The 24635-nt window shown below is 30.6% G+C and carries 18 protein-coding genes; 2 read left to right on the forward strand and 16 right to left on the reverse strand.

The features are described from left to right. Nucleotides 1-116: 116 nt before the first annotated feature. The 6 genes from ACWJKE_RS08300 to ACWJKE_RS08325 form a co-directional block, all read right to left on the reverse strand. Complete coding sequence (locus ACWJKE_RS08300) at nt 117-590, reverse strand: mannose/fructose/sorbose PTS transporter subunit IIB (protein WP_216302922.1); 474 nt, start codon at nt 588-590, stop codon at nt 117-119. Nucleotides 591-945: 355 nt separating this feature from the next. Then, nucleotides 946-3741: a sigma-54-dependent transcriptional regulator gene (locus tag ACWJKE_RS08305; RefSeq protein ID WP_462959326.1), complete on the reverse strand. Its 2796-nt coding sequence runs from the start codon at nt 3739-3741 to the stop codon at nt 946-948. Between the two features lie 214 nt (nt 3742-3955). Then, nucleotides 3956-4450, reverse strand: coding sequence for a TspO/MBR family protein (locus ACWJKE_RS08310; protein ID WP_216302924.1), 495 nt, complete (start codon nt 4448-4450; stop codon nt 3956-3958). Nucleotides 4451-4792: 342 nt separating this feature from the next. Next, complete coding sequence (locus ACWJKE_RS08315) at nt 4793-5335, reverse strand: GNAT family N-acetyltransferase (protein WP_258875995.1); 543 nt, start codon at nt 5333-5335, stop codon at nt 4793-4795. A 131-nt stretch (nt 5336-5466) separates the two neighbouring features. Beyond that, nucleotides 5467-6372, reverse strand: coding sequence for a DUF2156 domain-containing protein (locus ACWJKE_RS08320; protein WP_216302925.1), 906 nt, complete (start codon nt 6370-6372; stop codon nt 5467-5469). A 274-nt stretch (nt 6373-6646) separates the two neighbouring features. Then, complete coding sequence (locus tag ACWJKE_RS08325; RefSeq protein WP_220286505.1) at nt 6647-10051, reverse strand: ATP-binding protein; 3405 nt, start codon at nt 10049-10051, stop codon at nt 6647-6649. A 338-nt stretch (nt 10052-10389) separates the two neighbouring features. Here ACWJKE_RS08325 and ACWJKE_RS08330 point away from each other — a divergent pair, with 338 nt between their 5' ends. Beyond that, a complete protein-coding gene (locus tag ACWJKE_RS08330; protein WP_165413161.1) occupies nt 10390-11634 on the forward strand; it encodes an HlyC/CorC family transporter in 1245 nt (414 codons plus the stop codon). A gap of 62 nt (nt 11635-11696) precedes the next feature. On the opposite strand, the gene ACWJKE_RS08335 is transcribed toward ACWJKE_RS08330, so the two are convergent. From ACWJKE_RS08335 to ACWJKE_RS08345, 3 genes are all read right to left on the reverse strand, one after another. After that, nucleotides 11697-12803, reverse strand: a complete 1107-nt coding sequence (locus ACWJKE_RS08335) for a DEAD/DEAH box helicase (protein WP_462959327.1) — start codon at nt 12801-12803, stop codon at nt 11697-11699. Between the two features lie 213 nt (nt 12804-13016). Further along, complete coding sequence (locus tag ACWJKE_RS08340) at nt 13017-13577, reverse strand: hypothetical protein (RefSeq protein ID WP_216302928.1); 561 nt, start codon at nt 13575-13577, stop codon at nt 13017-13019. Between the two features lie 317 nt (nt 13578-13894). After that, nucleotides 13895-14710: a ZIP family metal transporter gene (locus ACWJKE_RS08345; RefSeq protein WP_216302929.1), complete on the reverse strand. Its 816-nt coding sequence runs from the start codon at nt 14708-14710 to the stop codon at nt 13895-13897. A 164-nt stretch (nt 14711-14874) separates the two neighbouring features. On the opposite strand from ACWJKE_RS08345, the gene ACWJKE_RS08350 reads away from it, so the two are divergent. After that, entirely contained in the window at nt 14875-15627 is a 753-nt protein-coding gene (locus tag ACWJKE_RS08350; RefSeq protein WP_462959328.1) for a tetratricopeptide repeat protein, read from the forward strand. 48 nt (nt 15628-15675) lie between these two features. Here ACWJKE_RS08350 and ACWJKE_RS08355 read toward each other — a convergent pair whose 3' ends face one another. From ACWJKE_RS08355 to ACWJKE_RS08385, 7 genes are all read right to left on the reverse strand, one after another. Continuing rightward, nucleotides 15676-16122: a DUF2383 domain-containing protein gene (locus ACWJKE_RS08355; protein ID WP_216303116.1), complete on the reverse strand. Its 447-nt coding sequence runs from the start codon at nt 16120-16122 to the stop codon at nt 15676-15678. A gap of 83 nt (nt 16123-16205) precedes the next feature. Beyond that, nucleotides 16206-17336: an ABC transporter permease gene (locus ACWJKE_RS08360; RefSeq protein WP_220319989.1), complete on the reverse strand. Its 1131-nt coding sequence runs from the start codon at nt 17334-17336 to the stop codon at nt 16206-16208. Beyond that, nucleotides 17314-18018, reverse strand: coding sequence for an ABC transporter ATP-binding protein (locus tag ACWJKE_RS08365; protein WP_216303118.1), 705 nt, complete (start codon nt 18016-18018; stop codon nt 17314-17316). The genes ACWJKE_RS08360 and ACWJKE_RS08365 overlap by 23 nt, the downstream gene beginning before the upstream one ends. Before the next feature lie 16 nt (nt 18019-18034). After that, a complete protein-coding gene (locus tag ACWJKE_RS08370; RefSeq protein ID WP_216303119.1) occupies nt 18035-19174 on the reverse strand; it encodes an ABC transporter permease in 1140 nt (379 codons plus the stop codon). A 126-nt stretch (nt 19175-19300) separates the two neighbouring features. Beyond that, nucleotides 19301-19975, reverse strand: a complete 675-nt coding sequence (locus tag ACWJKE_RS08375; RefSeq protein ID WP_220319986.1) for a response regulator transcription factor — start codon at nt 19973-19975, stop codon at nt 19301-19303. 52 nt (nt 19976-20027) lie between these two features. Beyond that, the gene (locus tag ACWJKE_RS08380) at nt 20028-21218 is read right to left on the reverse strand and encodes a sensor histidine kinase (RefSeq protein ID WP_462959329.1); all 1191 of its coding nucleotides are present in this window, start codon (nt 21216-21218) and stop codon (nt 20028-20030) included. Between the two features lie 69 nt (nt 21219-21287). After that, entirely contained in the window at nt 21288-24539 is a 3252-nt protein-coding gene (locus tag ACWJKE_RS08385) for a DEAD/DEAH box helicase (protein WP_220286511.1), read from the reverse strand. Between the last annotated feature and the right edge of the window lie 96 nt (nt 24540-24635).

Genomic DNA, 24635 nt, shown 5'->3' on the forward strand with positions numbered 1-24635 from the left:
CTTAACAAAAATTTTGGAGCTCATCGCAAGTAATCATAACGTTTACAACTAAAGCCCATTCAACCTTAGTTTCTTTGGCACGTACTATACACTAATAGAAGTTAATATGGTGAATCTTATAGTTTTGACATTAAATCTACTTTTGAATCTGAAGAAATTTTTCTTATTTCTAGTTCAATGCCTTTTTCATTTAATTTTTTGAAAGCTTCAATATCTGTATCATTTACCGATATTGCACTAGTTATTTGTTTCTTTCCATCTTTAAATGACATACCACCAATATTTACACTCTTTATGGCTACTCCACCTTCAACCATTCTTACAACATCAGTTGGATTAGTGAATAGAAATAGCACTCTATCATCTTGGTATTTTGGATTATTATAAACCCTTATTGCCTCATCAATTCCTACAATGCTTGATTTAATTCCTGGAGGTCCAACTTGCTCCAAAAGTGTCTTTCTAATTGAGTCCTTTGTTACATCATCATTACATACAATTATTCTTTGACATTTTGTGTCTTTTGACCAAATTGTTGCTACTTGACCATGTATTAATCTGTCATCAATTCTTGCTAACACTATATTCATTATAAATCATCCTCCTAATCAGCACTTTCACCTAAGTTGTCACACTATTATATATAGCAATTGTCGCGCCAAAATAGTGTATTGTTTTTTATGTTTGTGTTAAATCATCTCCTGCGGAGCTGCAACATCTTCGCAGGAGATGCATTTACGACTTCAGAAGGAGACTTATACTCCCACTTATAGAAGTGGGAGACTTTCATTCTCAAATGTCGTTAATCTTTTAAAATAGCCATTTTTTATTTTAATATTTTTTATTTTTTTATTTTGATACACTTCTTCTATAGTTTCAATACTAATTTTAATTTTCGGCTGATAAAAAGTGTATCAAAAGAGAAGTGTATCAGTATATTTTCTCCTATTCTATCATTTCTGCTATAAATAATATTTCATCTTGAGTTAAACTTATGTTTATTGCATCTTTAAATACTTTATTTGCCCCTGTAATAATCTCTACCAAGTGTGAATTTATCTTAGCTTTTTCCCTCTTGTACTTTAACCCATCCTTTATTATCATTCTTTCTAGTGCACAACCTACATGCACCATTATTCTTATTTTGGTTGCATTGTTAAAGCTTATTTTTGTGTTTTCTTCTAAAAGACTTACAAATTGATACAATACACTTATTATTTTAGAAGGATTTAAATAAGTTAAAAATTGATTTAAGCTGTCTTTACATAAATCCTTAACTACTGTATTTTCATGGCCTTTTTCAATTTTAAAGTCTTTTCTCTGTATTATACTTATTAAAATATTTTCACCATAACCACTAATCAACTCTTCGAGGGAGATAAACGGAGCTTCAATTTTAGGATTTAAAATACCTACAGAGGCTATAATACTATAGTTATTTTTTATTTTTATCATTTTCCTTTTTATGTCTTTTATGCTTATTGGTAAAATTTCAATTTCTTTTTCATCTGTACTTCTAACAATGTTCTCCACAAGTCCTTTTAGCTTTACTGCAGTCCCCTCACCTGTGGAGCATATTGTTATTATTGCCCTTTTCTTATTTGCATCATCTTCATTAATCACTTTCTCTTCTTCCTCAATCTTTGAAGACCCTCTAAATTGCTTTAGAGAATTATACAAGGCATTTAAATTCATATCTAAAATAGTTGCTTTCCTTATGGCTTCTAATACTAATGAGGTGGTAACCATATCTAGTGTCTTAACCTTTATATCTGTTTTTTCCATTATTATAGACTCAAAGTTAACAAGTGAACCCATATCCACAAGTAATAGAACCCCCTTACCCATGTCTATTTCCCTAACCTTTTCAATAATTTCATCTAAAGTTTGAGTAGGACTAACTTCTAATGGCATATCTATTGCTTCGATTACACCCTCCCCTAGAAGCTGCTTTGCCACATTAACCATACTACTTGCTGTGCTGCTTCCATGTGCCGCTACAATTATTGCCACATGCTGATTTGTTTGTTCCTCCATAATAGAACTGATTAACAATGTAAGATATATAACTTCAATCTTTGGGACAACCACATTATATTTTTTTTCAACCATTCCCTTTACGTCTACTGCAATATTGAATTCTGTGCGTTTATCATCTATTATACCTTCTATATTTTTATACTTAAGATTTTGATGATTACTTAATCTGTTTAAAAATGAACTTAAATGTAGACTTAATGCATATAAAAATCTATCCGTTAGTGTTTTATCAAGCTTTTTTTCAATCATGTCCATTATTTCTTCTGAAAATTCAAGAATATCTTCATCTACTATTTTTAATATTTTACTTCTACCATCCTCATCATTTTTAACCTTGTTATAAAAGGATTTAATATGCACATTAATATCAGTTGTAATAAAATTGTTTATATACTCCTCATCTGCACCTCCTTTTTTCAAAAAGGCTGCCTTATCTTCTATTATCTTGTATAAATTAAAAGGTGGATCATAAGGATCTTTTTCAATTAATACACTGTGACCTTCTGGAGTAACTATTAGTTGCGAATCTAAATAGCCAGATATTTCTTCCATTTCTTTACGTTTGCCACTTAGATAAAATAATCCGCTTTTAATATCTGAAGGCAACGAATTAAAATCTATTTCTATAAAATCCTTATTATTGATACTATTTAAAAAACCCTTAGCGCAAATAAGTTGAATATTTGATTTCATCTTACCAATATTCCCATTAGACGTACTTCCAATAATTGCCTTAACTGCTTTATCTTCAATTTTTATTACTTTGCTTACTCTATGTGCCTCATTGGCTAATAAAAATTTGATAAAATCAACTTTATCACTGGCTGTCCTTTTATCAAAGCTAGGAATAGTTATAATTATTGGTATTCTTCTTACAAATGTCTTTAGTAGTGATGAATTGGGATCCTCCGTAGTGGCTCCAATTATTAAAACGCAGGATTTTCTGTTTCTCTCTGTCTCACCTAATCTATTAAACATACCTGTATCCATAAAATAAAACAACATTTCCTGTCCTTCTGGTGGTAATCTGTGTATTTCATCTAGAAATAATATACCGCTATCTGCTTTTTCAACAATTCCAGCCTTTTCGCTATCAGCACCGGTGTATGCTCCTTTAATATGTCCAAACAGATGTGAGGTTAAAAGTTGAGGATTGTTATAATAATCAGCACAATTAAATACTATAAATGGTGATTTTTCATCCAATTTTTTCGAATACTTTGCTTGTTTGTACATCATATTTGCAAACAAGGTTTTACCAACTCCTGTTTGACCAACAATTAATGTGTGCAAACCATTTGGAGGATAAAGTATTGCAGCTTTTGCCTGTTCAATTTGATTTTTAAGACTAGTTTGTGCTCCAATAAGTTTATCAAAAGGACATTCTTCCTGACTATTTTCATTTTTTCCCAATAATAACTCATTTAATTTTTTTACTTCTATTGGCCCAGCTGGCAATTTTTTATTCAAAATCCTTTCTAAACAAGCATTATCAACGTATAACACAGGTCTAGATTTTATTTTTATTATTCTATCCTGTCTAAGCAATTCATTTAATTCCATACTTACGTTATTTCTTAAAATATCTAAACTCTGAGATATTTCAGCTGTGCTAAAACCGATTTTTTCCTCTAAGTTTTCACGATTAAATTTTTCTGTTTTTTCAGCAATATACTCATATATTTTTTCGCTTCTCTTCAAATTATCACTCCCAAATATTAATACACTTAATACGCTTAATACACTTCCCTTATTATAAACTCTATTGAAATAAATGTTCAAGTTTTAAGTATAAAAAAAGCTTCTTAGCATCAATATTTTAATTTCAATGCTAAAAAGTATTAATTTAAATTATTAAGTTATAAATTTGTTTATAGCTTTAGCTACTCAATCATTATCATTGTCACATTGATTTTTAGCTATTTAAAGACCAAATTGCAAAATTAAGAATACCTGCAAAAGAAACCCATACGATATAAGGTAGCATTAGATATCCTGCTGTCCTGTCAATTCTAAAAAATTCAAAAGTTGTAAGCAAAATAAAAATTAATAGCACCAACAACTCCACAAAAGCAAGTCCATATAATCTGAATTCGAAAAATATTATAGGCCATAAAAAATTCAGAAATAATTGCAGTGCATATAAAACCAGAGCTTTTTTAACATCTTGACCTTGTTTCCCTTGTTCCCATACCCTATATGCTGCAAGTCCCATTAGTATATATAGAATTGTCCATACAATTGGAAACACCCACCCTGGCGGTGAAAACACCGGTTTTGCAAATCCCTCATAATCTTTCATATTATCCATGCTTAAAAATCCACTGAGACCACCAACCCCAAGTGCTATAATAATACTTAGAATAGCAGCACCTATTTTAGTTTTATCCCCAACCTTCAAAATGTTCAATTTACCACACTCCCCATTATTCAGTGACAATTTAAAAGTGACAAATGAATGAAGCTTATCTGCTGATGCAGAAAGACCATTAAAGACAATACTTATTTTATTTTGCCCTAATGCAAAATCACCTTAATTTGCAACTTGTCACTTTCGCTTATACAGTATTATATACACATCCCAGCTGAACTATGCCTATATAAACCTGTTCTTTTCTCCAGTATAAAAAACGCATCTTAAAACTTAGGACTGAAATATCAAAATTAGTTCTATATCTATATAAGAATGTATAGTAGAATACTATAAATACGGTCTAATTAACTACACTATATTCCTATTTATATATTATATTTACTTTCCCTTTGAGGCCTCTTCCCACTCAGGTCTCAGTATTCCATACAAATACATATCATACCGTCTACCATCTCTGTGAATAAATTCCCTATAGACCCCTTCTCTTTTAAACCCTAATTTCTCATATAGCTTTATTGCAGGTTCATTGTATTCAAGCACAGTAAGATATATTCTATGAAAATTTAGTTCCTCAAATCCAAACTCTATAGTTAATTTAAGAGCTTCTTTTCCGTGCCCTTGTCCCCTATATTTTTCTTCCCCTATTCCTATATATATTAATGCAGTTCCATTATTCCAAGATATATTTTCAAATCCTGTAATACCAATAATTTCTTCCTGTTCACTGTCTTTAACAGCAAAAATATAAGCTCTATTACATTCTTTTGCCTCTCTTATTATCTCCTTTACCTCTTCCATGTTTTTAGGAATTGCGCTTACTACATCATAATTACGCATGAAGGACACATCATTATGCCACTTTTTAAGTTCCAAAATATCTTCTTCGTTTATAGACGTAAGTTTTATTTTTTTTCCAACCAAAAGATTTTTCACTCTATCACCTTTCCTCAGCTTTAATTTGGAATTGATTATATGTACTCTTCAAAAATAGACTAGCTGTACGCTAGTCTATTCTACTCTATTAAACCATCACCCGCGATGCTGAAATATCCTTAAGCATTACCAAAATTAAAAATATATTTTTTTTCTAATTTAAAAGGATGATAGGATAATTTAGATTTTCTAAGGCCTACGATTCCTAGGTCCTGTTCCCTATTGATTATCTTAACATCACTAAAACTCGTATCAACAAACGTTTTGTTAATAAAGCTATAGACTCCGCTATACTTTGTATCTGCCTTTTCTATATGAATCACTGCCAAATCATCATTTAATTTTTCTCCCAAACTAAACGCTACAATCTTTTCATCTACATAAACAGCTATCCCTTTATTATTAAAAATCCCCATATCTTTTACGATGTCTTTTATCCCCTGTAATTCGTAATAAAGTACATCATCATCATTATTACCTGCATACCATTTTTCTGCAGCTACTATTACGTCATTTACTACTTCTTCCCCTTTAATGTCTTTAACTTCATAGTTATACTTCTTTATAAAGGAATTATAATGATTTTTTTTCCCATGAAGCTTCTTACCCGAAAGCTTTATAAGCTTTTCTGCTTCATATAAATAATCAAAGTTATCTCTATCTTCCTTGATACAGATACCATGAGCATCATCATATATATCCCTTATCTCCTCCATAACACCCTCATCAAGATCTTTAAATAAGTATTCCATATTGTTTTCTGTTTTGTATTCTTTTAATGCATCTATTATTTCTTTAAGATTTTCTTTACTATATCCCAAAGGTTGCATAAAATAATATCTTCCTTCGAAATCCTTCTTTTTTATTATTAGAGCACCTTTATAAATAGTAAAACAAACATCACAAGCTTCTCTCCATATATATAAAGTTGTAAAAGAATATTCACAACTTAAAAATTTATATGGATATATAAATTTTTCAAATACATTCTTATCTTCAATCATAAGTCTTTTAAAAATCATCATCTCAACCTTTCCCCTTAGGATATACCATAAATATCATCATATTTTTATATTCTTCTATTATTTTAGACCGTTTACTCATTTTTTGCAAGTAGATACTTTTATGAACTTTAGTTACCATATAGATACTAATTAATTATAACATAAATACGTATTTTTTTATAATTCTATTAACTACATTTCTTATAAATATAATAACATTATATTTATAGTATTACCGAATAATATAATATTATTATATTATCAACCTGAAACAGATACGCAGGTAATGATTTAACTATTTATATATATCAGAGAATTCTATTGATAGATTTTGTTCATAGTTTGTTTCAAATACCTCTTTATTATTAAGATTGTTTTCTTCCTCTTCCCTGTCAACTGTTCTAACTGGGAGATTTATAATAAATTCGCTTCCTTTTCCCCCTTCACTATTTACACTAATGTTCCCCTCATGCATTTCTACAAGAGACTTTACTAATGCTAGTCCTATTCCACTACCTTCATTATGCCTTGATGTAGATTTATCGATTTGCGCAAAACGCTCAAAAACAAACTCTAACTTGCCTTTTGGAATTCCTATTCCTGTATCCTTTACAGATATTTCAATAAAACCACCTTTATCATAAATATTAACTAGAATACTTCCCTTTTTATCTGTAAATTTAACTGCATTGGATAGTAAATTCAACATAATTCTTTCAATTTTTTCTTCATCAAATGCAATTATTTTTTCTTCTACATCAGTATCAAATATGAGTGTTATTTCATGACTTTTTATATACTCAGCTACAGATTGCGATATTTCCTCTACAACATAAACTATGTCACCATTTTTCAAGTTAAGACTTATGTAATCTGCCTCTATTTTATTTGTGTCTATTATATTATTTATAAGTCTAAGTAACCTTAGAGAATTCTGATTCATTATATTAATATAATATTTAATCTTTTCATCCCCTAAGTTTTTTGCTCCATCAAGAGACTTTAATAACTGTATTGTGCTACAAATTACATTTAGAGGAGTTCTAAGTTCATGTGACATATTAGTTAAAAAATCCGTTTTCACTTTGTCATATGCTATAAGTTCTTCAACTTGTCTACTAGCTTCGGCATTTTGCACGCTAAGGGCTTCAACTTGGTTTTTAGCTACTCCAAGCTCATTTACTAATGCTAAGGCTTTTTTAACTGAATCCTTTAATGTTATCAAAGTGTTTATTCTACAGAGTAACTCATGCATATTAAAAGGTTTGCTTAAATAATCATTTGCACCACACTCAAAGGATATAACTAAGTGCTCTACATTGCTATCTGCAGTCATAATTAGCACAGGTAGTTCAAAAATCGATTGTTCTTCCCTAATAATCGCACATACTTCATTACCTGAAATATCTGGCATCATCATATCGAGAATTACTAAATCTAAATCTACATTTTCGTCGATTATTCTCAATGCTTCCTTACCACTGGATGCTTCTAAAACTTCAAAAGTGTCATTTGATAGATAATTTTTTAATACTTTAAGATTCACATACTCATCATCAACTATTAAAACTTTATACCTATCTTTCTTACTTGAATTTATATTTTCATTAATAATTTTTCTAACATTATCTATAGATACACTTACTATATCAGGTTTTAGTTCTAGATTATTTGAATACTGCGCTAATAGTTCTGCTGTCTCTTCATTTTCTTTATTATAAAGATTTTCATGAAGATTACTCTTGAGCTCTTCCTCAGTGCATAATGGGAGAGTAAAAATAAATTTACTGCCTTCTCCTATAACAGAAGAAACCTTTATAGTCCCACCCTGTATTTGAATAAGTTCTTTGGTTACATAAAGCCCTACTCCAGTGCCGCCATACTTTTCTGCAATTCCATCCACCTGCTCATATCTACTGAAAATTTTATGAAGCTTCTGCTCTGGAATTCCTATTCCTGTGTCTGTAACACAAATCTCAACAAAAGAATTTTTTACGATATAGGATAATATTATCTCCCCCTCATGTGTGAATTTTATAGCATTACTAAGTAAATTATATAAAATTTGCTGTATCCTATCTTCATCCCCAAATACATAAGGTGTGTCTTTATCTATTAAATTTTTAAAAGTAACGTTTTTATTATTTATAGATATTTCACTAAATTTTATTACCATTTCTACCACATTGCTTATATTAACAAATTTCGTACGTAACACAATTTGATTATTTTTAAGCTTAGAAAATATCATCATATCATTAACCAAGTTAGATAATCTTTTAGCACTAGAATTCACCAAAAATAGGTCCTCTCTGAGCTCAACATCTAAATCAGCATATTTATTATTTACTATTCCTTCAGTTAATCCAACAATTCCGTTCAATGGAGTTTTTAGTTCATGTGAAGTTACCGCTAGAAAATCGTCTTTTAATTCATTTAAAGATTTAAGTTTAGCACTACTACTTTCTATGTTAGAAAGTTCATTGGCTTGCCTCTTTGCTAAAACATAGTAATTTACAACAATAAATATTAATATGCCTTGAGATGCAAATGAGTCCGTAATTATTATACTGTATTCATACAAGATATCATTGATTCTTGTAATAAATAAAGCAAACAGTCCAACAACAACTATATGATCAGTTTGTTTGTTATTTATGCATATTTTACAAATCTTACACATCATATAAAATAGCAATGCAAGTGCAGATAATTCAAAAGGTGCTATAAAGTATAAATAATATTTAACCGGAGTAAAAATCACACTTAAAGTATATACCACTCCTAAATAATTGGATACTTTAACTACTTTACGTGACATTATTTTTTCATAAGATTTATCTATAAACAAGATAATAAAGGGAATGTATGCATAAAAGGTCCATATTTTCATTTTTGTAGAGAAAATATAATTAAGGTGAGGGAATAGTGAAAAAAAGAACCCTTGGCCAATAAATAGTGTTCTAATCGCAATGATTAAACAAATGATTGAAAAATATAATTGAGCCTTTTCTTTTCTTCTATTAATAAATAGTCCAAAACTATATATAGCTGCCATGATGGTGCATCCAATAATAAACAAGCTCAATGCTAGCTTCTGCTCTCTTATAGCTGTAATTTCCTTTGACTCCCCAAGTACTAATGTATCTACATATCCATATTTATTATAAAAATTACTAACCCGAAGGACTAAATAGGTTTCATCATTTTCTACATAGAATGAGCCGCTAGCTGGCTCATTTTCTGGAATCATTTCGTTTTTAGATTTGCCCACCCGTCCAGCCGATGTTATTAGTTTATTGTTAGCCCAAAGTTCATATGCATTTTGGATAAAATTTATTTTCACTGAATAAAGTTCCTTCTTATTGTCTATAAGTAGCTTTAATCTGTACGTACAATAGCCTTCTTGTCCAAATGTACCTGGTAACTTCTCATACCTAATAGCGTCTTCAGGAATACTTTGGAAATCCTGAGGCATGTGTAACTCATTGTCATAAAACTCCCATTCTCCATTAAGTTTTATCATACCATCCTTTTTAAAATCCCAATTTCTTAAGTCTAACACCCCCTTTGCTGCCAAGGGTATATTCTTTTTTGTATGGCTAATTCCACTACTTCCTTTTATTATTGTAATAAACATAATTAAAGTTATTGATAGTAACATAAATATTTTTATTTTGTGTGACTTAATTTCTTCCATGAATTATCTCCTTTATTAATTGTATTTATAGTAACATCTTAAAATATACTCTTATAGTATATAATAACATATTAAATGTCATATATATGATAAATATCAACAAAATACTACTCATTATCCCATGTATTTTGTATTTTAAAAAATTATCTCAAGAAAACAGTTACTGGATAGTAGCTGGTACATTGCAAATGAAGATATGTACTCAAACAAATCAATTTATGTATAACATTTACATATTTGTGTAATCATTTAAAACATTAATGATAATTCCATTTAAATATTTCTTATCTTATGATATAATTTCCTTAGGTTATATCTTAAGGAGCGTGAAATATATTATGGACCCCGATGGTACGTGGCAAATTATATCTTTAGTAATTTTATTACTGTTTTCAGCCTTTTTCTCTGCTTCTGAAACTGCTTTGATGACTTTAAGCAAAATAAGGCTAAGGCATATGGTAGATTCAAAAGTTTGTGGTGCTGAGCGAATTAGTAAATTACTTGAAAATCCAAGTAAACTTTTAGGCGTTATTTTAGTAGGGAATAACATTTCCAATATAGGTGCTTCTGCACTAGCAACTTCCCTAGCCATTCACTATTATAAAGCCTCTGGGGTAGCTATTGCGACCGCTATTATGACAATTCTTGTATTGATTTTTGCGGAAATAACACCAAAATCATTAGCTGCACAAAATTCCGAAAAAATTGCTTTAAAAGTTGCTCGGCCATTAAGTCTAATTACCTTCATTTTAAATCCCCTTATTACAGTCTTAATTTATATAACAAATACAATAATAAAAGTACTTGGTGGGGAAGTCACTAAGGTAAAACCTTTTATTACTGAAGAAGAGTTAAAAACAATGGTTAGTGTAAGTCATGAGGAAGGTGTTTTAGAAGGCGAAGAAAAGCAAATGATTTATAATGTATTTGAATTTGGAGATTCGCAAGCAAAAGATGTCATGACTCCAAGAACTGATATGATTGTAGCAAATGTAACCTCTACTTACGAAGAGCTCATAAAAATCTTCAGGGAAGAGCAATTTTCTAGATTGCCTATATATGAAGAGACTGTTGATAATATTATTGGCGTTTTATACATTAAAGATTTAATTTTCTTCGAAGATGGAAGAGAAGAATTCAGCATAGAGAAACATATGCGTGTCCCTTACTTTACGTATGAGTACAAAAGCACCGTAGATTTATTTGCAGATATGCGTGCAAAACGAGTTCCTATAGCCATTTTATTAGATGAATACGGTGGAACTTCTGGAATTGTTACAATCGAAGATTTAGTAGAAGAAATTGTGGGAGATATAGATGATGAATACGACGATGATACAGATAAAATCGAAGTTATCAAAGAAGATGAATATATTGTTGATGGTGACACAAAAATAAGCATGGTTAATGAAATGATAGGCCTCAATATAGAATCAGAGGATTTTGATTCCATAGGCGGTTTCGTTACCGGCATACTAGGACGGCTTCCAAAGACAGGCGAGACAATAAATTATAATGACACAAAATTTATTATACAAAACACCAGTAAAAATCGTATAGTAAAACTAAAAATTATAACTTAATATAAATAAAAATACTTAAAGTTAATTTAAATTAGCTTTAAGTATTTTATCGTTTAAATTCACTACAAAATTTTTCTAGGAATTTTACCTTTTATTTTCTTTTCTATAGCATCTAAAAGAACTTTATCCTTTGGAGCTGAAAATAAATATGTATATCCTTCTTCGCCAGCTCTTCCTGTTCTTCCAATGCGGTGGATATATCCTTCTGCACTTTCAGGCATATCGTAGTTATAAACATGACTAACTCCATTTATATCAAGGCCTCTTGCTGCTACATCTGTGGCAATTAAATACTGAATATCACACTTCTTAAACTCTTTCATTATTTTTTCTCTTTTTGATTGAGTTACATCAGAATGTAGTTTTTTACAATTATAACCTTTTTTGTAAAGAGCCATCTCAAGATCATCAGCTCTTCTTTTAGTTCTACAAAAAATGATGGCCATAAACGGATTATCTTCGTCCATTACTTTACATAAATCTTCTTGTTTGCGTCTATCCGTAGTTTCTATTAAAAATTGTTTTATAGTTTTAAGTGTTGTCTCTTCTTTTTTAATAATTACTTCTTTAGGATCATTCATATACTTATATGCCATTTTTTTCACATCAGAGCTCATAGTTGCTGAAAAACATAGCGTCTGCCTGTTTTTTGGTGTTTTTTCTAAGATAGATTCCACATCATTTTTAAATCCCATAAGAAGCATTTGATCCGCCTCATCTAATACTATGGTTTTAAGGTTATCAAGCCTTACCGTACCTCGACTAAGATGGTCTAGTAATCTTCCTGGTGTTGCTATTACTAAATGAATATTTCCTTTTAATTTTTTCAGCTGTGCACCTATGTCCTTGCCACCATATGCTGCCAAAATATTTAAATTTTTACCTTCTGCAAGCTTTTTAGCTTCACTAGTTATCTGTATTGCAAGTTCTCTTGTAGGAGTCACTATTAATCCTTGAATCGTATTTATATCATTTGACATATTATCAAACATTGGCAGTAGAAACGCAAGTGTTTTTCCGGTGCCTGTTTGTGCCTCTGCTATAACATCCTTACCGTCTTTTATTAGCCTAATACTTTGCTCTTGTATAGGCGTTGGCTCAGTAATTCCTTGAATTTTAATCGTATTTAGTATATCGTCGCTAAGTCCTAGCTCTTTAAACTTTATCATTTTTATTTACCTTTCTATTTAAACATATTTTTGTTAACTTTTTATACAAACCAATTAATTATAGCAGACATTAATTATAATAAGAAGAGTTTTATAAATATTCTAAAATAAAGTGTAGATTGTATTAAAAAAAAGCAGATGCCCATTAGTTTTGCTAATGGATATCTGCCTTCAATTTGAGTACTTTTAAAAGTACAAATTATACTTTATACTTTATTTTTTTAATTCTTGAACTCCAGTTACTTTACTTTTATCATCCATTTTAAATGTAGATTTAGCTTCATCTGTAGTAAAATATACATTTCCGTCTACTGTAGCATCTTTTAACTGAAAGTTGCTTGCTGTTACATAAAGGTCACCTTTGAAAGTTCCATGTTCTATGCTTCCTGCAGGACTACTAAAAGTTAATTTTGGAGCAGTTAAAGTGAATCTAGCTGTTACTACATGTTTATCATCTTGTGTGTATAAACCTATTTTACGTTGTGCAACTGCTGGATCTTTAGTGTTTTTAAAATCACCTTCAACTACAAGCTCTTTATCAACAGTTAAATCCTTAAGCGTTGCAATAATCCATGTACCTTTACTGCTTATTGCATTTTCAAATGCTGCCTGAGTATCTACTATTGAAGCTGTTGTTACTACATCAGTTTTTGCTGGTTCTTTTGTTGCTACCTCAGTTGATGTTGGTTCTTTTTTTGCTTCTTCTTTAGCGCCACATCCTACTAATAAAGTAGCACCTACAGCTAGTGATAGTATTATTGCTTTAATTTTCATACGAATCTCCCCCTTATTTTTTAATTAGCATGTTACATTACTTAACAAAATCAGTATATCACATGTGATAAAAATATAACAAGATGAAATATGGGTATTATGTCGTAATTAGTAATTACAAAATGAACAAAATTAATAACTCCTAATTTAATCTTAATCTTATCTATAAATTCGTTTATTTCTGACATTTAAAATTGATATACTAAAAATAACACCTAGTTTTTTTAGAAAATTTAGATTACCACTAAACTTTTCCATAGCGCCGCCTTTATTTAAATGATATTTATATATCAGCATATTTTTATCATATTTTTACATTATCCCAAAGCTACATCCAATATCATCATAATTACAAACCCTACCATAGCACCTATAGTTGAAATATCTGTTTTTGAATCCTGTTGTGATTCAGGTATTAGTTCTTCAACAACTACGAAAATCATAGCACCTGCTGCAAAGGATAGTGCATAGGGAAGAATAGGTTTCATAGCTATTACTGCAAATGCACCTATCACTCCTGCTATAGGTTCAACTATCCCTGACGCCTGACCGTACATAAAGCTTTTAAACCTAGAGAAACCCTCTCGTCTTAATGGTATAGAAACGGCAGCCCCTTCTGGAAAGTTTTGAATACCAATACCAACTGCCAGTGCAACCGCTCCTGCTAATGAAGCTGAAGGAATATTAGCTGCTACTGCTCCAAATGCAACCCCAACCGCAAGTCCTTCTGGTATGTTATGTAGCGTTATTGCAAGTACCAATAAAATACTTCTTTGCCAACTAGTTTTAATCCCTTCCGCCTGTTCTATTGGTTGATTAAGATGTAGATGTGGTAAAATTTTATCCACTGCCAAAAGGAAACCCCCACCTGCGAGGAACCCTACTGCTGCAGGAATCCACGATGGTGTACTTGTTAGTTCTGCCATCTCTATAGCAGGAGCTAGCAATGACCAAAAGCTGGCAGCAATCATAACTCCTGCTGCAAACCCAAGCATACCATTTAGCACCTTTCTGCTTATATTTTTAAAGAAAAATACTAAAGACGCTCCTAAAGCAGTTACACCCCAAGTAAATAATGTTGCAAAAAGAGCCTGAACTACGGGATCAAAGCCTTTAAGCCAGTCTATTATCATAAAAAATCCTCCATTCTAATACTTCTTGTATTTTTTCAATAGTACCTTTATTTACAGAATACTATACCCTTTTATGTTTGTAAATAATATCATTTAAGATAAAAACATTTATTTCATTCCAGTCACATGTATACCGTTTTCTTTTATGTCAATAATTTTAATGTGTGATTGCAATTGAAAGGAGCATGTTAATGAAAACTAGTATCCGTTTAAGCGATGATGAAACCCTAATTAAAGAATATATAGAAAGAGGCAAGGGGCTTTTCAATGATGGGAAAATTGAAAAAGCATTCAAAAATTTTAATAAAGCCATTTTCCTCAACAATGAATATGCGCAGGCTTATTTTGTCAAAGCTCAAGCTTATATTGAAATGTACGAAGCTTACGAAGCTGAAAAATGCATAAATAAATATTTACAGTTAGTCCCTGGTGACCCAAAAGGCTACTGGAAGTTAATTGATATAAACGATTTAACTGGTGACTTTGATAAATGTATTTACTATTGTGAAAAACTTCTTGAGGCCGATAAACAAAATACAAACATATATTTAAAAAAAGCAGAATTTTTAGCTATTATTAACGATTTTGAAAAAGCATTAGAATGTTTTGATGAATCCCTAAAACTAAGTCCTGATTTTTATGATGCACTATGTGGTAAAGGAAGTGCACTACTCTCTCTACATAAGGGTAAAGAGGCTCTTGTAATATATAATAAAGCCATTGAAGTTGATATCACTAGAAGTGTTGCATATTTTGGAAAATCAAAAGTATGTATGGCTATGGAAAATCGAATAATAGCCTTAAAATATGCAGCAAAAGCATATGAACTGGAACCTGAAAATGAATGGTATAAATGCCATTATACCGTATTAAAAAATATGTACATAGGTATTAAATCATCTCCTTCGCTGTTGTAATGTCGCTTAATAATAAAATGCTCCCACCTTATATGTGAGAGCACTTTACTATTTACATATTCTCATTGCTTCTTGTATTTTTCTTAAATGATTGTCATAATCGGCTACAACAGCTTTTACTTCGCTCATTAGACTAGCATCCAAATCCTTATTCTGCTCTATAAACTTTTGACCTTGCTTTATTCCCATTTCCATAGCATCTATTGCATGCTCACACACTTCCAAATCAGTGTTTACGGGTATAAGTTTAATTTTCTCAAAAAAATCGGCCATAGTGCCCATTACCCCAAGAGTATCGGCAGCATTACCACCTAACTTTTCTATCCTATTGGTAATTGCCTCTTCATGTCTTTTAAATGATTCTATAATTTGAACTAGTTCATTTTTGAGCTCTTGCCCTTTAGCTTTGCGGAGATAATCCTTAAAAGTAGTACCTCCCATGTGTATGCCCTTTAAAAATTTGTTCATTTCTTTTACATCATTATTTAAAGCCATAATCTCACCTCTGTTTATTGTGAGCATTAGTTAATTACATTATTCGTAATTTTGTCATACATAATTATTTACTTTAATATCCCTTAACCTCCAATTACATCAATTGGGTCGGTTTTTCGAAGTTCCTTAATAGGTGCAATTAAACTTAAAAACGATACAATTATTGGTATAAACAGCGCTACCTTTGCACCAGAAATACTCCATAAAGGAATAAATTTACCAGTTGGATAAAGTACAGTTAAATTCAAAATAAAAGTTATAAACGTAGTTAATAGTATTCCACATATATATCCCAGTAAACATACCGTAAAATTTTCCTTCCAAAGTTTAAAATAAAGTGTACTTTTTTTATAACCTATAGCTAATAATACTCCAAATTCGTATTTTCTATTAAGGAAGTTAATGTAATTCAAATTTCCAAGTGATATAAATAGCACTACTATTATTATCATATTAAGCATAAATGATAAACTATTCATTGGTTTAAGAATTTCATCATATTGCTTTGAAACACTGTAATAATCCCTAATCAAAATATTTTTAGGTGTGTCTTTAGATAAATAGTTAATTAAATTTTTATCTTTTATATTTTTAACATGAAACACTATAGAGTTCTTCATTACTGCACTTCTCGGAACATTATCCTTATTATCGCTGACTACTGCAAGCATTACTGGACCATCTGTAATTCCTGACACTTTAAATTTACCTTCTATTCCGTAGCTATCGGATACCTCTGAGCCAATATAATCTCCTGTTTTTAATTCGTTTTGCAGAGCATATTTTTTAGGGATAATGATTTCATTCTTATTGGGCCGTGGAAGTCTACCTTGAATTAGTTTCATATCAAGGGTAGTAATAATCCTTGATATATCTTTTTCATAAAAATTTATCACATCAATAGACATTCCACCCAAAAATCCACTATATTGAAGAAAACCATACTCACCAATTAATGGTACAATATAATCTACATTATTATCATTAGTTATTTTGTCTAAGTAATCTTTGGAAATAGGCTCTTCGCTATTGCTAGCTACTGTTGTGTATTTACTGAAAATATTGGTAGCTGTTATCTTTGTTAGCTCAGTAGCACTTTTATTTATTAGTGAATAAAAATAAATTAGTAAGACACCTACCATTATAGACATTAGTATTGGCAATATTTTAGAAGTATTATTTTTAATATACTTAAAGGGTGATAGCGGATTCATTATATCCCTCCATTCCTCTTTTTTTAATTGAGGTAACAGCGCCATCCCATATATTAATTATATCGTCTGCATTTTCAAGTATGGAAGCATCATGTGTTACAACTATAACTAAGGCATTATTTTTATATTCGTCCAATATCTTCATTACTTCCATTGCACTGGCATGGTCTAAGGATGCAGTAATCTCATCACCAAAAATTACTTTAGGGTCATTTATAAGTGCTCTAGCAATTGCAGCCTTTTGTCTTTGCCCACCGGATAATTGATGAGGCCTTTTATTGGCCAAATGCTCAATGCCAAGCTTTTTTAATAAACCCAACGCCTTTTCTTTTGCAGGAGTACTATTATCATTTATTGGTGTTAATACGTTATCTACTATTGTCATATAATCTATAAGAAAATGTCTTTGAAAAATGAACCCAAAATCTTTACGCCTAAGCCCTGTACTTTTAGAAATAGATAATTCATTAAATTTCACATTATTGTAACTTATGGTTCCCGATGATGGGATTTTTAGTCCTGCTAAGGAATATAGCAATGAACTTTTACCACTACCAGATGGTCCCATTATGCCTATTAATCTATTTCCTTCCAATGAAAGATTAATATTTCTTAAAGCATATGTCTGAACCTCTTTTCCAATATCATATATTAAATTTAGATTTTCCACTTTAAATAACATAATAATTCACTCCTTTTTATATTCCTTCAATCATAACTATAGGATCTAGCTTACTTATCATTCTGTTTACTGGTATTAATGTAAATAGCGTTGTAAATAGTGGTATATAAAGCGCCATTAAAAATGCTTTTGAAGAATAGTGTACTGAAACCCCACCAACGGCTCCAAATGCTCCATTATTAATTAATACAGAAGACAACCATCCAACTATTATCCCTAGAGTAAATCCTAGTAGATTTACAATAAACACTTCCCAAAATACCTTCTTCATTAATTCCACCTTGGTGTACCCCATGGCGTTTAAAATACCAAGTTCCTGTTTTCTACTAAAAAACTCTACATATTTAGAGCTTCCAGTGGAAATAACCATTACAATAATCGCAAGTATACAAATCATATCTAATGTACGCATTATAGATGCTCCTTTATTATAAAGTTTAATCATTCCACTTAAAGTCATCACTGCTACCCCTTTTTTAGGGAAACTTAGTAGTAGTTTATCCACCTCTTTTATTTTGTTATTCTTTGGAAAAACTAATATGGATTTTTCCGCTGTAATTGCATCATTGGTATTTGTTGTTGCTACATCAGTGTTATAAGGCATAAATGATAAAAACCCGTCGCCTTTAACTATTCCTACCACTGTATACTCACCATTTAAGGCATCATTTTTTTCAATAGAATTTCCAATTTTATCTCCAATCACAACATTTTTATTTTTTGATACTCTATAATCTAGTGCCACTTCTTTATGATTTTCTAGTGGTAGCCTTCCCTCCTTTAATGTAATGTTGTTTTTTTTCATAACATACTCTATATTTTCAGGTCTTATACCTAAAATAAAAGCACTAGTGCTAGCTCCAGGTATAGTATAGACTGTTTCATATGAAACAAATGAAATTATGTTTTCTACATTAGAGTTGTCTTTAAGGATACTCATGATACTTTTTGGTATTGGTTTGTTTTTTCCAATACTTTGCACCGTCATATGATTTTTATATGGGTTTACTTTTAGATCTTGCAGTGAGTCCCCTATAGATTTTACAAATGTCTGAAAAATATATAAAAATGAAACAGCCACTAATATTGATATGGTAGAAGTAATAAGTTTTTTCTTGTTATTTTTGCAATAACTTAAAGCTGATAAAGGTTTCATTTTACTAACTCCTTTCAAAACTAAAATTTATAATTTCTTTAATAAAATACTACCAATTTTAGGAGTAATAAAAAAGTAACCCTGGTCACAAAATAAAGTGACCAGGGTTACTTTTTTAATGTATATCTATTCCATAAGTAAATCCTTAATATATATTGCCGCTGATGTTCTATCAGAAATGCCTATTTTACTATACAGATTACTTACATAGTTTTTTACTGTTCCACCAGATATGTATAGTGAAGATGCAATTTGCTTATTGGTAAAACCCTGAGCTAGCATTTTTGCAATTTCAGTTTCTTTTTCTGAAAGCCCAAAAGAATTTAATAATTTAGCTTCACTATTTTCATTATTTTTTTGATTGTCATTACTGTACTGTTTGACTATTTTACCAGCAAGCACTATAGCAATTTTAGAAGGCAATATAAAAGCACCCTTGTAAGCATCCTTCACTGATTTTATAAGTCCATCCCCCTCTATGTCCTTCAAAATATAACCAGAGGCACCATTGCTTAAAGCTTTAACTATGAATTCTTCATCATCAAAGGTGGTAAGAATGAGTATCACTATATTAGGGAATTTTTCCTTTATTAATTTGGTGCATTGTACTCCATCCATATTTGGCATTCTTATATCCATTAGCACCACCTGAGGTTTAGTTTCAGAGCATAATTCTAATGCCTCCACCCCATCCTTTGCAAGGGCCACTACTTCTATATTTTCCTCTAGTTCAAGTATTGTCTTAAGTCCATCCCTCATAAGGGTTTGATCATCTGCAATTAACACCCTTATCTTGTCCATAAAAGCCTCCCTCGAAAATAAAGCATTCAATATTATTATATTTTCCTAAAAGTTATTGCACGCAGGCTTTAGAATAAGAAAGCGTAATGAGAAGTTCTAATCCCTCTTGCACATCAGAGTTAATGTCAAAGCTTCCTTCTAAGTCGTAAACTCTATCTCTCATAGCCCGAAGCCCAAATCCGTAGTTTAATATACCTGCACCTTCTCCATTATCTTCAAGAGAAAAACATACTTTATCCTCCTTTTTTATAAGTTTAAACAAAAAAGCAGTACTTTTACCATGACGAATCCCATTTGTCAGCCCCTCTAGTAGAGAAGATAAAATTACATTTTTCGCTTCTTTAGTTAAATTTAATGAAGGGTCTATTTCAGTTTTAATTACCACTCCTGAATGTAGCTGGGTATCCTTTATTATCGTATCTAAAGAAGGATAAAACTCCAGTAATTCGTCACCTTTTTCAAGCACCCGCACAGAGGCACGGATATCATTAAGACCCTTTCTCACTTGACTTTGTGCTAGGCAAAGTTTTTCTAGTGATAAATTCGAATTCACCTTCATCAGTCTTTTGCTAGCCTCTATTTCGACTAGTACAGTTGTTAGTGTATGTCCCACTGTATCATGAATTTCCCGTGCGATCTTATTTCTTTCTTTAATAACAGTCATCATCTCTAACTTTTCATATGCATCCTTTAAATTCATATATATGTATTCTTTTTCTAATTTCTCCATAGTTATTTTATTTAAAGAGACTTCAATTATTTCTGCTTGCTTTAATAAATATCTCACAAGGAAAAACATTAAATAAATCATAGAAAAAACTGATAGACTTAAAAGTATTTTCACGATGATTCTTGTAAATTCAAAATTCACCATAATACTTAAAGTTACGCAGTAAAGTACAAAGGAAAAAATTGAAACAACTATACCAACTGCTACTTTGAAATTTAGAACAATATCTTCCAACATAAAATAATATAAGCATAAAGATAGATGAGAGCTATCATATATATTAAGTATAAATATGAATATATAATCTATTGCTAAAGAAAAACAACTTAGATTTTTATGATTTTCACTATCATATATGAAAAATACTCTAATTGTGTAAGATGTTAAAAATAAAAAAGTTAAAGTAATAATTAACAATTGATTTTGAGCGTTATAAAGTGCAGTTATTAAAAAAATTGCGGTAAATAGTATATACTTGATAATAAGCAAAATGTCCTTAATCTTATTTTTCATAAAATACCTCATAAATTTTATATAGTATTATTACTCAACTTTACAATAAAAAGGATTTCCATGCAAGTTTTATTCCTTCATTTCAAATAATCCAAATATATCTTCCTCGCTCATTGCTGCAAAGCCTTTGCCTCCGGATAGTTCATCCCCCATAAGCTCTGATATAAGCTTTTTCTTCTCTTCTTGAAGTGACAGAATTTTTTCCTCAATAGTGCCCTTAGCTATAATTTTTATAACACTCACCACATTCTTTTGACCTATTCTATGAGCTCTATCTGTGGCCTGCTCTTCTACTGCTGGATTCCACCAAGGATCAAAGTGAATTACTACATCTGCTGAAGTTAAATTTAGGCCTGTGCCTCCAGCCTTTAAGCTTATTAAAAACACAGAGTTTTCGCCATCATTGAAATCTTTTACCAAATTCATTCTCTTCTCTGAAGTCACCGATCCATCTAAGTAACTAAAAGATATTCCCTCCACTATAAGTCTTTTTTGTATATTCTTAAGAACAGAAGTAAATTGGGAGAAAACAATTACTCTATGTCCCTCATCTATACTCTTATGAAGTTGTTCCACTAAAGCTTCTATTTTTGCGCTACCACCACTATAATCATTCATGAGTACTGTAGGATCTAAACATATTTGTCTTAACTTTGTAATATACGAAAGTATCTCTATTTTACTATTTTTAAACTCATCATTTTTTACCTTCTTTTCAATAAGTTCCATTGCATGGTTTGCATAGGTTTTATAAACCTTCTTTTGTTCCTGCTCTAAATTTACCAAAAGCGTTTTTTCTATTTTATCAGGTAATTCCTTTAAAACATCTTTTTTTCGACGCCTTAAAATAAAAGGTTTTATAAGCCTATTTAAATCTTCTAATATCTCCGGACTTTCCTTAAGCTTTTTATGATATCTCACGCTAAATCTCTTTTGATCATATAGGTATCCTGGCATTATAAAATCAAATATAGACCACAAATCCATAAGAGAATTTTCTATCGGCGTGCCTGATAGTGCAAATCTTGTCTTCGCCCCTATCTCCTTCACAGCTATTGCATTTTGAGAGTTTGGATTTTTAATGTTCTGAGCTTCATCTAGTATGCAACAATCAAACTCTAATGGTTTGTAGCTTTCCAAGTCCCTCTTTAATAGATTATAGGTAGTTATAATCACATCATAATTTGCTATACTATTTATTATTTCTTCTCTCGCATCCTTTAACCCATTAACCGCAGCAACCTTTAACCTAGGTGCAAACTTTTCAAGTTCACTTATCCAGTTATATATTAGGGATGTAGGCGCTACAATTAAAGTCTTACTCCCCTTACTCGCTAATATAAAAGTAATAGCTTGAATGGTTTTACCAAGACCCATTTCGTCTCCTAAAATTCCACCAAACCCTAAATAATCTAAGGTTTTAAACCAATTATATCCGATTTTTTGATACTCTCTTAATTTCCCCTTGAAATCAACTGGTTCTTTAAAATTCAATTTCTCAATGTCCTTAATCTTATCTCTTACTTCTTTTAATTCTTTTTTTCCTTTTATATATCTAATGTTATTTTCCTTTAAATAACCATCTAGGAAAATGCCTTTACTATTAGATATTTCAATATGATTATTGTAACTATCAGATGATGTAATCACATCCAAAAGCTTTAAGAATTTATTAAGCTCTAATTCCTCCAAATCGAGATATTCACCATTTTTCAGCTTATAATACTTAAGATTATTTCTAAAAGCTCTTAGTATATTTGTAGTTTCTCGTGGCTCAATATCCCCTATTTTGAAATCCATTTCAAAATAATTATACTTTCCGCTTTTAATATCTCCACTAATACCCTTAGCACCTAATGATTTTATACCTTTAAAGTTTTCGGAGTAATATACTTCCCCTATTTCTTGAAGTCTCGCAATATCACTTTTAAAAAATTTGAATATATAGTCCTCTCCCTTTGAAAAATAAAACTTATTTTTTATTTCCTGAAAACCTAAGACTTTTAAAACCGAAGTAACTTGGGCTTCCTCTTTAGAATCCCTATATATTATTTTTTCTGCGCAATCCTCAAAGATATTAAACTCAAAATTTCCATACTTCACCTTTAATGTTAGAGTAATATCTTTCCCCTCCTGATTAAAGTAGAAATTAAACTGACTTTTACACATTACTATTTTATCTTTTATAGTCTTAGATAAGACAACATTCGGTGACAATAAATTAAGATCTGGAATTAGCCGCCTTAATATGTTTTCCTCCTCGAGGTTTGTCATAGTTACGACCTTTGCCTCATTAAAAACTTGAAGGTACGGACTTATCTTATAACAAAACTCATAATCTGGAAGATATATATTGGTACCATACAAAAAAACATCATTATTAGATCCTAAAGATGCTGGCATTCCACTTGAAGATTTGAGCACATAATTATCCTTTATTATTTTCAAATCAAAATCTAGGGGTGGAGCCTCATATAAAATTTCTGTATCCACAGGTCTATAAAAAAAGCCATCATTTAAATAGACTCTATGCTTAATTATAATTTCGAAAAATTCCCTGGTTAGATATTTAGGAATATTTATGTTTTTTCCATCTACATACCGGTCTTCACGTCTGTTAACGTACCTTCGAGTTCCCTCAATCGTCTTTAACATTTCAATAAAATCAATAATCCTTTTATCCTTTGTGGACATTTTTTGATTTTCCATATTAAAAGTAAAATTTTTGCTATAGTTTATAGGAATATTATTATAATACCCTAATAAAAAGTGATTGATATCCTTTAAAACATAAAGATTACTTGCACTCATAGAACTTAACCCTATTTTAAACTCAGCTGTAAGGTCGCTAGTCCACTGATTTTTATTTATGTACACCTCTATTTTAATTTCTTCTTTATGTCTTTCATCGCCCAAAAGCATAGATAGTACATTACTACTATTTTTAAATGTACTTGGATTCATAACATCATCTTCCCTTAAAAGTGGGTGACTTGATAAATCCTCTAATGCTTTATAAAATGTTGCTACTAAATGTTTGCAACAATAATTTTCTTTTTTAAACTCATTGCTTTCAAAATTAGAACAGCTACAGAATGTAGTAAAAATACTTCTCCGAACTGCATCCATCTCAATTTTCGTGTGATATTCATTAAAAAGTTTCTCTGAAATCACATTGCCATCTATACATATTAATTTATCTTCATTTGTAATATTTATAGAAGAAACCAAATCATTATTAAGGACCCTTTGCCCACTGGCATGATTTTTACCACTGGTTCCTTCATTAAATATTTGTAATATCATATCTTCTTTCAACATATTTTCTCCCTAGTTCTTAAGTTTTATAATCTTTTAATTATACCATAAACACAGAAAGAACATAAAACTTGCGCTTTATGTTCTTTTCTAAATGTA

Source organism: Clostridium sp. CM036 (assembly GCF_055081135.1).

Excerpts from the sequence above, each read along its gene's own strand:
- ACWJKE_RS08320 (WP_216302925.1), bottom strand. The coding sequence starts at position 6,372 with ATGATGATTTTTAAAAGACTTATGATTGAAGATAAGAATGTATTTGAA.
- ACWJKE_RS08360 (WP_220319989.1), bottom strand. The coding sequence starts at position 17,336 with ATGAATCCGCTATCACCCTTTAAGTATATTAAAAATAATACTTCTAAA.
- ACWJKE_RS08370 (WP_216303119.1), bottom strand. The coding sequence starts at position 19,174 with ATGAAACCTTTATCAGCTTTAAGTTATTGCAAAAATAACAAGAAAAAA.
- ACWJKE_RS08330 (WP_165413161.1), top strand. The coding sequence starts at position 10,390 with ATGGACCCCGATGGTACGTGGCAAATTATATCTTTAGTAATTTTATTA.
- ACWJKE_RS08375 (WP_220319986.1), bottom strand. The coding sequence starts at position 19,975 with ATGGACAAGATAAGGGTGTTAATTGCAGATGATCAAACCCTTATGAGG.
- ACWJKE_RS08340 (WP_216302928.1), bottom strand. The coding sequence starts at position 13,577 with ATGAAAATTAAAGCAATAATACTATCACTAGCTGTAGGTGCTACTTTA.
- ACWJKE_RS08300 (WP_216302922.1), bottom strand. The coding sequence starts at position 590 with ATGAATATAGTGTTAGCAAGAATTGATGACAGATTAATACATGGTCAA.
- ACWJKE_RS08355 (WP_216303116.1), bottom strand. The coding sequence starts at position 16,122 with ATGGCTTTAAATAATGATGTAAAAGAAATGAACAAATTTTTAAAGGGC.
- ACWJKE_RS08335 (WP_462959327.1), bottom strand. The coding sequence starts at position 12,803 with ATGATAAAGTTTAAAGAGCTAGGACTTAGCGACGATATACTAAATACG.
- ACWJKE_RS08345 (WP_216302929.1), bottom strand. The coding sequence starts at position 14,710 with ATGATAATAGACTGGCTTAAAGGCTTTGATCCCGTAGTTCAGGCTCTT.
- ACWJKE_RS08325 (WP_220286505.1), bottom strand. The coding sequence starts at position 10,051 with ATGGAAGAAATTAAGTCACACAAAATAAAAATATTTATGTTACTATCA.
- ACWJKE_RS08365 (WP_216303118.1), bottom strand. The coding sequence starts at position 18,018 with ATGTTATTTAAAGTGGAAAATCTAAATTTAATATATGATATTGGAAAA.
- ACWJKE_RS08385 (WP_220286511.1), bottom strand. The coding sequence starts at position 24,539 with ATGTTGAAAGAAGATATGATATTACAAATATTTAATGAAGGAACCAGT.
- ACWJKE_RS08380 (WP_462959329.1), bottom strand. The coding sequence starts at position 21,218 with ATGAAAAATAAGATTAAGGACATTTTGCTTATTATCAAGTATATACTA.